General features: G+C 72.0%; 10 protein-coding genes. 8 read left to right on the top strand and 2 right to left on the bottom strand.

Annotation, left to right across the window (positions count from 1 at the left end; translation table 11 throughout):
* Positions 1-133: 133 nt before the first annotated feature.
* Genes IN07_RS18855 through IN07_RS18845 form a run of 3 tightly spaced genes read left to right on the top strand, consistent with a single transcriptional unit; the run spans position 134 to position 3221 of the window.
* Positions 134-1297 carry an AAA family ATPase gene (locus IN07_RS18855; RefSeq protein ID WP_081975547.1) on the top strand — a complete coding sequence of 388 codons (1164 nt, stop codon included), beginning with the start codon at positions 134-136 and terminating at the stop codon, positions 1295-1297.
* A complete protein-coding gene (locus IN07_RS18850; protein ID WP_036338627.1) occupies positions 1294-2268 on the top strand; it encodes a DUF58 domain-containing protein in 975 nt (324 codons plus the stop codon). Before IN07_RS18855 ends, IN07_RS18850 begins: the two co-directional genes overlap by 4 nt.
* Complete coding sequence (locus tag IN07_RS18845) at positions 2265-3221, top strand: VWA domain-containing protein (RefSeq protein ID WP_036338624.1); 957 nt, start codon at positions 2265-2267, stop codon at positions 3219-3221. Before IN07_RS18850 ends, IN07_RS18845 begins: the two co-directional genes overlap by 4 nt.
* Positions 3222-3256: 35 nt before the next feature.
* Here IN07_RS18845 and IN07_RS18840 read toward each other — a convergent pair whose 3' ends face one another.
* Complete coding sequence (locus IN07_RS18840; protein ID WP_036338621.1) at positions 3257-4228, bottom strand: quinone oxidoreductase family protein; 972 nt, start codon at positions 4226-4228, stop codon at positions 3257-3259.
* Positions 4229-4363: 135 nt separating this feature from the next.
* On the bottom strand, positions 4364-5281 hold the full coding sequence (locus tag IN07_RS18835; RefSeq protein ID WP_036338618.1) for a nucleotide excision repair endonuclease: 918 nt from the start codon (positions 5279-5281) through the stop codon (positions 4364-4366).
* A gap of 875 nt (positions 5282-6156) precedes the next feature.
* Here IN07_RS18835 and IN07_RS18830 point away from each other — a divergent pair.
* Genes IN07_RS18830 through IN07_RS18810 form a run of 5 tightly spaced genes read left to right on the top strand, consistent with a single transcriptional unit; the run spans position 6157 to position 14261 of the window.
* On the top strand, positions 6157-9870 hold the full coding sequence (locus IN07_RS18830) for a nitrate reductase subunit alpha (protein WP_036338615.1): 3714 nt from the start codon (positions 6157-6159) through the stop codon (positions 9868-9870).
* On the top strand, positions 9870-11597 hold the full coding sequence (gene narH / locus IN07_RS18825; RefSeq protein WP_036338612.1) for a nitrate reductase subunit beta: 1728 nt from the start codon (positions 9870-9872) through the stop codon (positions 11595-11597). Before IN07_RS18830 ends, narH begins: the two co-directional genes overlap by 1 nt.
* Complete coding sequence (narJ, locus tag IN07_RS18820) at positions 11594-12280, top strand: nitrate reductase molybdenum cofactor assembly chaperone (RefSeq protein ID WP_036338610.1); 687 nt, start codon at positions 11594-11596, stop codon at positions 12278-12280. Before narH ends, narJ begins: the two co-directional genes overlap by 4 nt.
* Complete coding sequence (gene narI / locus IN07_RS18815; protein WP_036338607.1) at positions 12277-13017, top strand: respiratory nitrate reductase subunit gamma; 741 nt, start codon at positions 12277-12279, stop codon at positions 13015-13017. The genes narJ and narI overlap by 4 nt, the downstream gene beginning before the upstream one ends.
* Entirely contained in the window at positions 13014-14261 is a 1248-nt protein-coding gene (locus tag IN07_RS18810) for an MFS transporter (RefSeq protein ID WP_231558472.1), read from the top strand. Before narI ends, IN07_RS18810 begins: the two co-directional genes overlap by 4 nt.
* Positions 14262-14267: the final 6 nt, after the last annotated feature.

Below are 14267 nucleotides of genomic sequence, written 5' to 3'. Positions count from 1 at the left end.
CCCGACGCGAGCGTCAGGCTAGCAGTCCAGCCGGTCTCCGGGCAGGGGACGGCGACGCCCGAACGGGGTGTCGTCGTCCCTCGGACGACGCAGCCGGGGTCGCCCGCACAGGCAGGTGTAGGACACTCGACGCGTGACCGCCGCAGGCAGCTCGCCCGCCCCCGAACAGCCCACCCCGCCCTCGGTCGACGCCGCTCGCCTGGAGCGTGCGCTGTTCGAGATCAAGCGGGTCATCGTCGGGCAGGACCGGCTGGTCGAGCGGATGCTCGTGGGGCTGCTGGCCCGGGGGCACGTGCTGCTCGAGGGCGTCCCCGGCGTCGCGAAGACCCTCGCCGTGGAGACCCTCGCGACCGTCGTCGGCGGGAAGTTCTCCCGGCTGCAGTTCACCCCGGACCTGGTGCCGGCCGACATCATCGGCACCCGGATCTACAAGTCCGGCCAGGACACCTTCGCCACCGAGCTCGGGCCGGTGTTCGCCAACTTCCTGCTCGCCGACGAGATCAACCGTGCGCCGGCCAAGGTGCAGTCGGCGCTGCTGGAGGTCATGGCCGAGCGGCAGGTGTCCATCGGCGGCGTCACCCACCCGCTGCCCGATCCCTTCCTGGTGCTCGCCACCCAGAACCCGATCGAGAACGAGGGCGTCTACCCGCTCCCGGAGGCCCAGCGCGACCGCTTCCTGCTCAAGGTGCTCGTCGACTACCCGAGCCCGGAGGAGGAGCGCGAGATCATCTACCGGATGGGCTCGACCCCGCCGGAGGCGCAGCCGGTGCTGGGGCCCGAGGACGTGCGCCGGCTGCAGCGCACCGCCTCGGAGGTGTTCGTGCACCATGCGCTGGTCGACTACGTCGTCCGGCTGGTGGTGGCGACCCGGGCGCCGCAGGAGCACGGGATGCCGGACGTCGCCAGCTGGGTCTCCTACGGCGCCAGCCCGCGCGCCTCGCTGGGCCTGATCGCCTCCAGCCGGGCGCTCGCGCTGATCCGCGGCCGCGACTACGTGCTGCCCCAGGACGTGCTCGACGTGACCGGTGACGTGCTGCGGCACCGCCTGGTGCTCTCCTACGACGCGCTGGCCGACGGCGTGCCGGCCGACCACATCGTCAAGCGGGTGGTGCAGAGCGTGCCGCTGCCGCAGGTCACCCCGCGGCAGCGCGCCGCCGGCTACGGGCCCGGTTCCCCCGGTGGTCCGTCCGTGCCCGGCTTCGGCGGCCCGTCGTTCGGCCCGCCGCAGGGCAGCCCGAACGGTGCCCCGCAGGGCGGCGGTCGTCCCGACGGCGGCTTCGGGCCGCAGTCGGTGTGACCGGCCCGGACGACACCGGCCGGGCGGCCGGGAACGGCGCGCCGCCGCACTTCGGCCCCGGCAGCAACTCGGCGGTGTTGCTGCGCCGCCTGGAGCTCACCGTCCGCCATCGGCTGGACGGGCTGCTGCAGGGCGACCACCTGGGACTCGTGCCCGGCTCGGGCAGTGAGGCCGGGGACTCGCGGACCTACCACCCCGGGGACGACGTCCGCCGGATGGACTGGCCGGTGACCGCGCGCACCCAGGTGCCGCACGTCCGGGAGACGATCGCCGACCGAGAGCTGGAGACCTGGGTCGTGCTCGACCTGTCCGCCAGCCTGGACTTCGGCACCGCTGACTGCGAGAAGCGGGACCTGGCGATCGCCGGGCTCGCGGCGGTGAGCCACCTGACCGTGCACGGCGGCAACCGGCTGGGCGCCGTCGTCACCACTGGCGAGCGTGTCGACCGGTACCCCGCCAGCCCCGGTCGGCTGGCCGCCGACCGGCTGCTGCGCGCCGTCGTCGCCACCCCGCGGGCCGCCGCCGGCCGGCGCGGTGACCTGGCCGCCGCGCTGGAGTCGCTGCGCCGCCCGCCGCGGCGCCGCGGGCTGGTCGTGGTGATCTCGGACTTCCTCGGATCCGACGCGCAGGGCACCGCCGACTGGGAGCGCCCGCTGCGGGGCCTGTCGGCGCGGCACGACCTCCTGGCCATCGAGGTGGTCGATCCGCGCGAACTGGAGCTGGTCGACGTGGGGCTGCTGACCGTCGTCGACCCGGAGACCGGCCAGACGCTCGAGGTGCCCACCGGCAACGCCGAGGTCCGCCGCCGCTTCGCCGAGGGCGCCGCGGCGCAGCGACGTGAGATCGCCGCCGCCCTTCGCCGGTCCGGTGCCGGGCACCTGAGACTGCAGACCGACCGCGACTGGCTGGCCGACGTCGTCCGCTACGTCGCCGACCGCCGGCGCGCCGGCAGCGGAGGGGCCTCCCGATGACCTTCCAGTCCCCGTGGTGGCTGGCCGCGCTGCTGGCGGTGGTGGCCCTCGTCGGGCTCTACGTGGTGCTGCAGCGCCGCCGGGCCAAGTACGCGGCCCGCTTCACGAACGTGGCGCTGCTCGGTTCGCTGGTGCCGAAGCGGGCGGGCTGGCGCCGGCACGTCGCGTTCGGGCTCGTCGCCCTGGGGCTCGGGGTGCTGGTCACCTCGCTGGCGCAGCCGAGCACCGAGGTCCGGGTGCCGCGGGAACGTGCCACGGTGATCATGGCCGTCGACGTCTCGCTGTCGATGCGGGCGACCGACGTCGAGCCCGACCGCTTCCAGGCGATGCAGGTCGCGGCCGAGGAGTTCGTCGAGGTGCTCCCCGAGCGGATCAACCTGGGGCTGGTCGCCTTCGCCGGGACGGCGGCCACCCTCGTCACGCCGACCACGGACCGGGGCGAGGTGCTCACCGCGATCGACAACCTGGAACTGGCCGAGGCGACCGCGATCGGGGACGCGATCTTCACCTCGCTCACCGCCATCACCAACTACCAGGCGACGCTGGCCTCGGAGGGCATGGAGGCGCCGCCGGCCCGGATCGTGCTGCTGTCCGACGGGTACAGCACCGTGGGCCGGGAGGCGACGCAGGCGATCGACGCGGCCAACGCCGCCTCGGTGCCGGTCTCCACGATCGCGTTCGGCACCGACTACGGCACGCTGGACATCAACGGCGAGCGGGTGCCGGTGCCTGTCGACCGGGCCACCCTGGAGCAGATCGCCGAGGAGACCGACGGCAGCTACAGCGAGGCGGCCAGCGCCGAGGAGCTGTCGGAGGTGTTCGAGGACCTGGGCAGCCAGATCGGCTACACCACCGAGCCGCAGGACATCAGCCCGTGGTTCGTCCGCGGCGGCCTGCTGTTCGCCTTCCTCGGCGTCGTCGCGTCCCTGCTCTGGACCAACCGGCTGCTGTAGGCCCCTCCCCGAATGGCTTGGGGAGGGGCCGTCGCTCAGCGGGTGGGGTCGAGGACGAGCTTGCCGGTGGTGCGGCGGGCGAGCAGGTCCTGGTGCGCCTCGCGGACGGCGGTCAGCGGGTAGCGGCCACCGGCGACCGGCTTCAGGGTGCCGTCGGCGACCATCGACAGCAGGTCGCTCATCGCGGCGTCCATCATCTCCGGCCGGGTCATGCAGTGCGCCAGCCAGAACCCGATGACGGCCCGGCTGGTGCCCATCAGCGCGGGCACGGCGACCGTGGCGGGGGCCTCACGCCCGGCCATGCCGTAGGCGACCAGCCGGCCGAAGGGGGCCAGCGCCGACAGCGACCCGTCGAACACGTTGCCGCCGGTCATCTCCAGGACGATGTCGACGCGCTTGCCGCCGTTGGCCTCGCGGAGTGCGGAGGCGAAGGTCTTCGGGTCGTCGTTGGCCAGCGCCGGGTCGACCGTGGCGTCGGCACCGAGGGACTCGGCGAGTTCGCGCTTCTCCGGGCTGGAGGCGGTGGCGATGACCCGGCCGGCGCCCCAGCGCTTGGCCAGCTGGATCGCCAGGGTGCCCACCCCGCCGGCACCGGCGATGACCACGACGGACTCGCCCTCGGCCAGATGGGCGGAGGTACGCAGCAGGTGCCAGGCGGTGGCGCCCTGCAGGACGACGGCCAGCGCCTGCTCGTCGGTCACCCCGTCGGGCACCGGCCAGGTCAGCCGCGGGTGCGCGGCGACCTTCTCCGCGTAGCCACCGCCGGGCAGCAGCCCCACCACGCGCTGGCCGCCACCGGCCGGGGTGCCGACGAACTCGGCGCCCGGGATCAGCGGCAGCTGCTGCTTGGCGAGGTAGCTGTCCTCGGTCTGGTGGGTGTCCGCGAAGTTGACTCCTGCGGCGGAGACGTCGAAGAGCTGCTGGCCCTCGCCGGGCTGCGGGTCGGGGATGTCGACGATGTCGAGGACCTCGGGGCCGCCGAAGCGGGTGATCTGAACAGCACGCATGCTGGTCAGGCTACGGCGGCGTCCCAGGGCCTCGCCGGATGTCCGGCGAGGTCAGGGCGTCGTCAGACCTCCTCGTGCCCCGTCGGTCGACGGCGCCCGAACGCCACCGGGGCCACCTCCTCGCCGGGGAGCAGCTCAGCTGACGGGCAGCGCCGCGAGCCGGGCGGCCAGTTCCGCGTTGCGCCTCAGGAAGGGCACCCATCCGTCGGGCGCCCGGCTGCCGGGCACCGACCGGGTGCAGGTCTCCTGCTCCCAGGCACGGAGTCGGCCGTTCCGGATCCGCAGCCGGACCAGGACGTCGTCCCCCCAGGCGGTGACGTCCTCGTCGCCTTCCTCGTCGGGCGCGGTGACCCGCTGCGGCGCGACCACCCACTCGACCGCCTCGATCTCCTCCTGCAGCCGGGCCGCGGCCTCGTAGGCATGGGCCCCGGCCGCGGCGTCGCGCCGAGAGGTCAGCGCCGCCAGTGCGTCGGCGACCGCCGTGGCTTCGCGGTCCAGCACGGACGCCACGGCGCTCGCCAGCTGCGCGACGGGGGTGTCCTGCCCGCCGCGCAGCCGCGCCAGCTCGCGCTCGCCGGCGGTGCGGGTCGGGCCCGCGTGGCCGATCGGGTACAGCCGTTCCAGTCCGGACACTGCCTGTCGCACCTTGCGGGCCCCGAGGTAGGGGCCGAAGTAGCGGACACCCGGTGCGGGCTGGTGTACGGAGGCGAGGCCGAGGCGCGGCGCCTCCGGCGAGGGGTCCAGTCGGATGCTGACGGGTACCTCCAGGCCGCCGACGATCCGGTTCCACGGTGGCAGCGACCGCTCGAGCAGGTTGCGTTCGGCCCAGGCGGCCTCGTGCGCGGAGTCGCAGACCAGCGCCTCGATCCGGGCGACCCGGGGCATCATCCGCCGCAGGTGGCGTCGGTCCCGCAGATCGCCCCAGTAGGAGCTGACCCGGCGGCGCAGCTCTCCGGCCCGCCCGACGTACAGCACGCGGCCGCCGGCGTCCCGGAAGCGGTACACCCCCGGTGCGGCCGGCAGCGCGGCGACGGCGTCCGGTCGGGCGGGCATGCCCCATCGTGCGCACGGCCGGAGCGCTGGTGGTGCCGCCGCGCCGCACAGCTCTCATCCGTCCCACCGGTCACGTCCGGGCGCTCGGCGCGGAGTGCGAAGCCGTCGCGTCCCCGGGAGTGCGTTGCCGGTGGCTAGAGCACGTTCCACTGATCAGCCGCGGCAACGGGCAGCCCGAACTCGCGTCCTCTGCACGCAGGTGCACGTCGGAGACACGAGCCGCACGCAGCCGTCGAGCACGACCAGCGTCGCTTCGCCGGGGTTCTCGTGCTCGGCGAGCACGCTGCCGGCGGTGAGGGCGATGACGGTCTGACGCAGCGTGTGCGGTAGCCCGGCTCGCTGCCGTCCTGCGCTACCTCCACCAAGGGGAGGGGAGCCGCGGGGATCTGCTGGTCATCCCTTCGGAGCGGCACAGCCTCGAGGCGGTCAGCGACGCCGCCGTGCTCCTGCCCGTCGCCGAGCGGCCCTGATCCTGGCGGCCGCGCCGGTGACCGGGGAGATCTGTCGTCCGCGATGGCGGGACGAACGCCCCGGCTACCTGACCGGCCTCACCCACGACGGGTGAGATGCCCGACCCGGGAGCAGCACGGCGGCCTCTCCACCACTCCGTGCCGCCCGCCGAGGACCTCTGCCGCGCTGTCATCTCACCCGCGACGGTCGAGGCCGCCCGGAGGGGCCGTCGAGCAGCGTGAGCACGGGGCTCGCGCTCCGCCAGGTACACGGAGGGCCGTGCAGGTGCGGTCGACCACCGACCCCGAGAGGGAGGGCTGGATGTCCACCCCGAAGCCAGCTGATCGCCACCAGCCGCACGACGACGGTGCTCGTCACCGCAGCCCGATCGCTCCCCGCCGGGAGCGACGCAGGGAAGCGGGGCGGTGACCGGCACGCGGGAGCGCGGACCAGGCGACGACGCCCGGGCGACCGGCTTCGACGGCGGCATCGCCGAGGCGCTCGTGCGGACGTCCCGGTTCTTCCGCAAGGACGAGGTGAGTGCCGATCTGCGCTCGTTGCACCAGATCGGCGGGCGTGATGCCGACGCCTTCTACCGGGACCGCTGGGCCCACGACAAGGTGGTCCGGTCCACGCACGGGGTGAACTGCACGGGGTCGTGCTCGTGGAAGGTGTACGTCAAGGACGGCATCATCACGTGGGAGGCCCAGCAGACGGACTACCCCTCGACCGGGCCCGACCGCCCGGAGTACGAGCCCCGTGGCTGCCCCCGAGGCGCGGCGTTCTCCTGGTACACGTACTCACCCACCCGGGTGCGCTACCCGTACGTGCGCGGCTCGCTGCTGGAGATGTACCGCGAGGCACGCCAGCGCCTCGGTGACCCGGTGCTGGCGTGGGCCGACGTCGTCGGCGACCCGGAGCGCGCCCAGGCCTACAAGTCCCAGCGCGGCAAGGGTGGGCTGGTGCGGGCGAGCTGGGACGAGGCGACCGAGATGATCGCCGCCGCGCACGTCCACACGATCAAGCAGTACGGCCCCGACCGGATCGCCGGATTCTCGCCCATACCCGCGATGTCGATGGTCTCGCACGCGGCCGGCGCCCGGTTCATGTCGCTCATCGGCGCGCCGATGCTCTCGTTCTACGACTGGTACGCCGACCTCCCCGTCGCGTCGCCGCAGATGTTCGGTGACCAGACCGACGTCCCGGAGTCCGGCGACTGGTGGGACGCCGCCTACCTGATCCTCTGGGGCTCCAACGTCCCGGTCACCCGCACGCCCGACGCGCACTGGATGACCGAGGCGCGCTACCGCGGCCAGAAGGTCGTGGTGATGAGCCCGGACTACTCCGACGCGACCAAGTTCGCCGACGACTGGCTGGCTCCACACCCCGGCACCGACGGCGCCCTGGCGATGGCGATGGGACACGTCGTCCTCAAGGAGTTCTTCGTCGACCGGCAGGTTCCCCGCTTCCAGGAGTACGTGGAGAAGTTCTCCGACCTGCCCTTCCTGCTCACCCTGACCCCGCGCGGGGACAGCTACGTGCCAGGCAAGTTCCTCACCGCGGCCGACCTGGGAGCCATGGAGGAGGGCGCGGAGTTCAAGACCGTGCTCGTCGACTCCGCCACCAACGAACCCCACGTCCCGAACGGGTCACTGGGCTTCCGCTTCGGCGAGGCCGGCAAGGGCAAGTGGAACCTCGACCTCGGGGACGTCGATCCGCTGCTGAGCCTGCACGGCGCCGCGGACGAGTCGGTGACGGTCGACCTGGCCCGGTTCGACACCCCGCGCGGCGAGGGCGCCACCATGCGCCGCGGCGTGCCGGTCCGCCGGCTCGGCGAGCACCTGGTGACGACGGTTTACGACCTGTTGCTCGCCCAGTTCGGCGTGGGCCGGGCGGGCCTGCCGGGGGAGTGGCCGACCGGCCTGGACGACGCCTCGCAGCCCTACACCCCTGCCTGGCAGGAGCAGTTCACCGGTGTCTCTGCTGCCGCCGCGGCGCGCATCGGCCGGGAGTTCGCGCAGAACGCCGACGAGTCCAACGGCCGGTCCATGATCATCATGGGCGCGGGCACCAACCACTGGTTCCACTCCGACACGATCTATCGCGCGTTCCTCACCCTGACCACGCTGACCGGCTGCCAGGGGGTGAACGGCGGCGGGTGGGCGCACTACGTCGGCCAGGAGAAGTGCCGGCCGGTCACCGGCTGGATGACCCTGGCCTCCGCGCTGGACTGGGCCCGCCCGCCGAGGCAGATGATCCAGACGGCCTACTGGTACCTGCACACCGACCAGTGGCGCTACGACCAGACGACGCTCGACGGCTTCGCCTCGCCGTTGGGCGAGGGGCGCTTCGACGGCAAGACGCCGGCCGACGTCCTCGCGCAGTCCGCGCGCATGGGCTGGATGCCGTCGTACCCGACGTTCAACCGGAACCCGCTCGACCTCGCCGACGAGGCGGCCGCCGCAGGGAAGGAGCCGGGCGAGCACGTCCTCGACGCGCTCCGCGACGGCAGTCTGCGGTTCGCCGCCGAGGATCCCGACGCTCCGGAGAACTTCCCGAGGGTGCTGACGATCTGGCGGGCGAACCTGCTCGGCTCGTCGGCGAAGGGCAACGAGTACTTCCTGAAGCACCTGCTCGGCACCGACAACGCCGTCCGCGCGGAGGAAGCACCGCCCGAGGCCCGCCCCAAGGACCTGGTCTGGCGGGAGGAGGCGCCCACCGGAAAGCTGGACCTGCTGCTCGCACTCGACTTCCGGATGACCAGCACGACGATCTACTCCGACATCACGCTGCCGGCAGCCACCTGGTACGAGAAGCACGACCTCAACACCACCGACATGCACCCCTACGTGCACTCGTTCAACCCCGCCATCGCGCCGCCGTGGGAGACGCGCACCGACTTCGACGCCTTCGGCACGATCGCCAAGGCCTTCAGCCGGCTGGCCGCCACGCACCTCGGCGTCCGCAAGGACCTGATGGCGCTGCCGCTGCTGCACGACACCCCCGACGAGCTGGCCAATCCGCGGGGGGTGGTGCGGGACTGGAAGGCCGGCGAGTGCGACCCGGTCCCCGGCAGGACGATGCCGAAGTTCGTCGTCCAGGAACGGGACTACGCGGCAGTCGCGCAGAAGTGGCAGGCGCTCGGGCCGCTGGTGGAGAAGCTCGGCCTGCAGGTCAAGGGGGTGACCACCACGCCGGACAAGGAGGTCGAGTACCTCCGGCACAAGAACGGGGTCATCCGGGACGGCGTCGCGGCCGGCCAACCGGCCCTGGCCCGGGACGTGCACTGGTGCGAGGCGATCCTGGCGCTGTCCGGGACGACGAATGGCCGGCTGGCGACCCAGGGCTTCCGGTTCGCCGAGGAGCGAACCGGGGTGCGGCTGGCCGATCTGGCCGCCGAGCACGAGGGCAAGCTGATCACCTTCGCCGACACCCAGGCGGCACCCACGCCGGTGATCACGTCCCCGGAGTGGTCGGGCAGCGAGCACGGCGGACGGCGGTACTCGCCGTTCACCATCAACGTGGAGCGGCTCAAGCCCTGGCACACCCTGACCGGGCGGATGCACTTCTTCCTCGACCACGACTGGATGACCGAGGCGGGGGAGAACATGCCGGTGTTCCGGCCACCGCTGGACCTGCACACCCTGTTCGGGGAGCCGCAGGTCGGTGACCAGGGGGAGCTGGGCATCACCGTCCGGTACCTCACACCGCACAACAAGTGGTCGATCCACTCGGAGTACCAGGACAACCTGTTCATGCTGTCGCTGTCCCGGGGTGGGCAGACCGTCTGGATGAGCACCCAGGACGCCGCCAAGGTCGGGGTGCGCGACAACGACTGGATCGAGGCGGTCAACCGCAACGGCGTCGTGGCCGCCCGGGCCATCGTGTCCTCCCGCATGCCGGAGGGGACGGTCTACATGTATCACGCGCAGGACCGGCTGATCGACGTCCCGCTCACGGAGACCAACGGCAGGCGCGGTGGCATCCACAACTCGCTGACCCGGCTGTTCCTCAAGCCCACGCACCTCATCGGTGGTTACGCGCAGCTGTCCTACGCCTTCAACTACCTCGGCCCGACCGGGAACCAGCGCGACGAAGTGACCGTCATCCGGCGCCGGGACCAGGAGGTGCAGTACTGATGCGCGTCATGGCCCAGATGGGCATGGTGATGAACCTCGACAAGTGCATCGGGTGCCATACCTGCTCGGTCACCTGCAAGCAGGCGTGGACCAACCGCAGCGGCGTCGAGTACGTGTGGTTCAACAACGTGGAGACGCGGCCGGGGCAGGGGTATCCGCGGACGTACGAGGACCAGGAGAAGTGGCGGGGCGGCTGGCAGGTCGGCCGCAACGGCAGGCTGCAACTGCGCACCGGCAGCCGGCTCAAGCGCCTGCTCCAGATCTTCTCCAGCCCGGTACAGCCGTCCATCAACGACTACTACGAGCCCTGGACCTACGACTACGAGACGCTGACCAACGCCCCGGTCCAGGAGCACACCCCGGTCGCCCGGCCGCGGTCGCTGCTGACGAACAAGCCGATGAACATCGAGTGGAGCGCCAACTGGGACGACAACCTCGGTGGGGCTCCGGAACTCACCCAGGACGACCCGGTGCTGAAGAAGATCTCGGCGGAGATCAAGGACAAGTTCGAGCAGACCTACATGTTCTACCTGCCGCGGATCTGCGAGCACTGCATCAATCCCTCGTGCGCAGCCTCCTGCCCGTCGGGCGCGATCTACAAGCGGGAAGAGGACGGGATCGTCCTCGTCGACCAGGACCGTTGCCGTGGCTGGCGGCAGTGCGTCACGGGGTGCCCGTACAAGAAGATCTATTTCAACCACCGCACCGGCAAGGCCGAGAAGTGCACGTTCTGCTTCCCGCGCGTGGAGGTGGGCATCCCGACGGTCTGCTCGGAGACGTGCGTCGGCCGGCTGCGCTACATCGGCATCGTGCTCTACGACGCCGACAAGGTGCTGGAGGCCGCGTCCACTCCAGATGATCGGGACCTGTACGCCGCCCAGCGTTCGATCCTCCTGGACCCGCACGACCCGGAGGTCATCCGCGCCGCCGAGCAGGCCGGGATCTCCCGCGACTGGATCGAATCCGCACAGCGCTCGCCGATCTACGCGCTGATCAACCGCTTCGAGGTCGCCCTGCCGCTGCATCCGGAGTACCGGACCATGCCGATGGTCTGGTACATCCCACCGCTGTCGCCGGTGGTCGACGCGCTCACCGACACCGGGCACGACGGCGAGGACGTCGGCAACATCTTCGGCGCCATCGAGTCGCTGCGGATCCCGGTGGAGTACCTCGCCGAGCTGTTCACCGCCGGTGACACGAACCTGGTCACCGGCGTGCTCAAGAAGCTCGGCGCGATGCGTTCCTACATGCGCGACCTGAACCTCGGCCGGCCGGCCGACGAGTCGATCGCGACCGCGATCGGCATGACCGGCCGCGACATCGAGGACATGCACCGGCTGCTGGGCGTCGCCAAGTACGACGAGCGGTACGTGATCCCACTGGCACACGCCGAGCAGGGCCCCGGCCAGGAGGAGTTCGACAGCGGCTGTTCCCTCGACTACGACGAGGGCCCGGGCATGGGCGGCTGGGGACCCTTCGGCGAGACCTCAGGTGGCTCGACCCCGATCGCGGTGGAGAACTTCCACATGCTCGCCGCACGGCAGACGGCCGACACCATGGCGGCGCCGGGGTCGAAGGACCAGCGGGTCAACCTGCTGAACTGGGACGGCAAGGGCGCGCCGGAAGGACTCTTCCCGTCCCGTCCCGAGGATTCCGAGGCCCTGCACGGCCCGGACGGCGGCGGTGTGGGCGACGACTCGCCCGCGGTCAGGGACCCCAGGCCATGAGCCGCCGGCTTCTTGGGCGTCGGTCCGGACCGGCCGCTGCCCAGCTGGCCACCGCCCGGCAGGCGGCGTCCCTGCTGCTCGGGTATCCGGACGAGGAGCTGATCGCGCGGCTGCCACTGCTTCGCGCCTCGATCGCGGCCCTGCCGGTTGCGTTCGCCGGTCCGCTGGGCCGCTTCCTCGACCACGTGGAGACCACGCCGCTGGGCCGGCAGCAGGCCGAGTACGTGGAGACGTTCGACCTGCGGCGGCGCTGTTGCCTCTATCTCACGTACTTCACGCACGGCGACACCCGCAAGCGCGGCATGGCGCTGGTCCAGTTCAAGCACCTGTACTCCCGGGCGGGCATGACGTTGTCGGACGAGGAGCTGCCCGACCACCTGGCCGTCGTGCTGGAGTTCACCGCGACCGGTGACGCGGCGCGGGGGGAGCGACTGCTGACGGAATACCGCCCGGGGCTGGAGCTCATCCGGCTGGCCCTGGAGGAGCGGCGGTCGCCGTACGCGTCGGTGGTGCAGGCGGTGTGCGCGACCCTGCCGCCGGTCGAGGCCGCCGACCGGGCGGCGGTCCTCCGGCTGGCGCAGCAGGGGCCGCCCGGCGAGGACGTCGGCCTCGACCCCTACGGCGCCCTGCCGTTCGCGCCCCCGGAGTTCATCCCCCAGCCCACCCCCGGAGCGTCCGCATGAACGCCCTCGACATCCTGCTCTGGGTCGTCGTCCCGTACGTCAGCCTGGCGATCTTCGTCGTCGGCCACTACTGGCGCTACAAGTACGACAAGTTCGGCTGGACGACGCGCTCCAGTCAGCTCTACGAGAGCAGGCTGCTGCGCTGGGGCAGTCCGCTGTTCCACTTCGGCATCCTCTTCGTGCTGCTCGGCCATGTCGCCGGGCTGGGGATCCCCAAGTCGTGGACGAACGCGGTCGGACTCTCGGAGGAGGGCTACCACGCAATGGCCGTCGTCACCGGCGCCATCGCGGGGTTCTGCACCCTGGTCGGGCTGGCCATCCTGATCTACCGGCGCCGCACGGTCGGGCCGGTGTTCTCGGCGACGACCAGGAATGACAAGTTCATGTACGTCGTACTGACCGCGACGATCCTGTTCGGGTTGAGCAACACGGTCCTCGGCGCCTTGGGGCAGGAGGGGGTCGACTACCGCGACACGGTGTCCCCGTGGTTCCGCAGCATCTTCTACCTCCAGCCCCGGCCCGAGCTGATGGCCGAGGCCGGGGTCGGGTTCCGGCTGCACGCGCTGTCGGCTCTGCTGCTGTTCGCGATCTGGCCGTTCACCCGGCTGGTGCACGTCTTCAGCGCGCCGCTCGGCTACCTCACCCGGCCCTACATCGTGTACCGCAGCAGGGACGCCCAGCTGGGCACCCGGCCCGTGCCGCGCGGCTGGGAGCGGGTCGGCGGGGGCCGGCGGTGACCCGCTCGGAGGAGGGGGCCGGAGCCCGGCCGGCCGGCCGGGCCACCGGAGAGGCCGTGCCGCGTCAGGCCTGGACGATGCTCGCCGTGGCCACCCTGGGCTTCGCGATCAACTTCTGGGCCTGGGCCCTGATCAGCCCGCTGGGCGCCTTCTTCGCCGCCGAGCTCGGGTTGAGCGCCGTGCAGAAGTCCCTGCTGGTGGCCGTTCCCGTGGTGGTCGGCTCGGTCGGCCGCGTGCCGGTGGGCGCCATGACCGACCGCTTCGGGGCCCGGGTCATGTTCCCGTTGATCAGCGCCCTGACCATCCTGCCCGTCCTCTTCATCGGGTACGTCGGCCGCGACTCCTACGGCATGCTGTTGCTCGGCGGCTTCGTCCTCGGTCTGGGCGGTACCACCTTCGCCATCGGTGTCCCGCTGGTGAACGCCTGGTTCCCGCCGGCCAAGCGGGGGAGTGCGCTGGGCGTCTTCGGGGTCGGCATGGGCGGGACTGCGATCTCCTCGTTCAGCACCGTCCAGCTCGGGGAGGCGTTCGGGTTGTCGTTCCCGTTCGCCCTGGTGGCGGTCCTCCTGGGGCTCTACGCGGTCGTCTCCTACGTCGTCCTGCGGGACGCTCCCGGGCGGACGGTGCCGACCGGGAGCGCCGTCCGTCGGGCGTGGGACACCCTCCGGATGCCCGTGACGGTGCAGCTGTCCTTCCTCTACGCGGTGGGCTTCGGCGGGTTCGTGGCCTTCAGCGTCTACCTCCCCACCTACCTGCGTGACGCCTTCGGCCTCTCACCCGGGGACGCGGCCCTGAGGACGGCCGGCTTCGTCGTGTTGGCCGTCGTCATGCGCCCGGTCGGGGGGTGGCTGTCCGACCGGTTCCACCCGGTCCCCGTGCTGGTCGTCTGCTTCGCGGTCGTGGCGGTCTTCGCGGGGGTGTCCGCGGTCGAGCGGCAGCTCGACTGGACCGGCACCGTCGCGTTCCTGGCGATGGCTGCGGCTCTGGGAGCCGCATCCGGCGCCGTCTTCGCACTGGTGGCGATCGCGGCGCCGGCCGGCACGGTCGGGGCGGTGACCGGCATCGTGGGCGCGGCCGGCGGCCTGGGCGGTTTCGCGCCTCCGCTGGTCATGGGTGCGATCTACGGGTGGGTGGGCAACTACGCGGCCGGCCTCTGGCTGCTGGCGGGGACCGCGCTCGTCGCCAGCGTCTACACCGCGCGGCGCATGCGCTCCGTGGGCCGGAGCGGCGCCGCCACCGCGTGAGCCGGC

The sequence above is a fragment of the Modestobacter caceresii genome (assembly GCF_000761485.1).
Lineage (GTDB): Bacteria > Actinomycetota > Actinomycetes > Mycobacteriales > Geodermatophilaceae > Modestobacter > Modestobacter caceresii.
This window is presented reverse-complemented; position numbering and strand designations above follow the sequence as displayed.

Excerpts from the sequence above, each read along its gene's own strand:
- IN07_RS18845 (WP_036338624.1), top strand. The coding sequence starts at position 2,265 with ATGACCTTCCAGTCCCCGTGGTGGCTGGCCGCGCTGCTGGCGGTGGTG.
- IN07_RS18840 (WP_036338621.1), bottom strand. The coding sequence starts at position 4,228 with ATGCGTGCTGTTCAGATCACCCGCTTCGGCGGCCCCGAGGTCCTCGAC.
- IN07_RS18835 (WP_036338618.1), bottom strand. The coding sequence starts at position 5,281 with ATGCCCGCCCGACCGGACGCCGTCGCCGCGCTGCCGGCCGCACCGGGG.
- narH (WP_036338612.1), top strand. The coding sequence starts at position 9,870 with ATGCGCGTCATGGCCCAGATGGGCATGGTGATGAACCTCGACAAGTGC.
- narJ (WP_036338610.1), top strand. The coding sequence starts at position 11,594 with ATGAGCCGCCGGCTTCTTGGGCGTCGGTCCGGACCGGCCGCTGCCCAG.
- narI (WP_036338607.1), top strand. The coding sequence starts at position 12,277 with ATGAACGCCCTCGACATCCTGCTCTGGGTCGTCGTCCCGTACGTCAGC.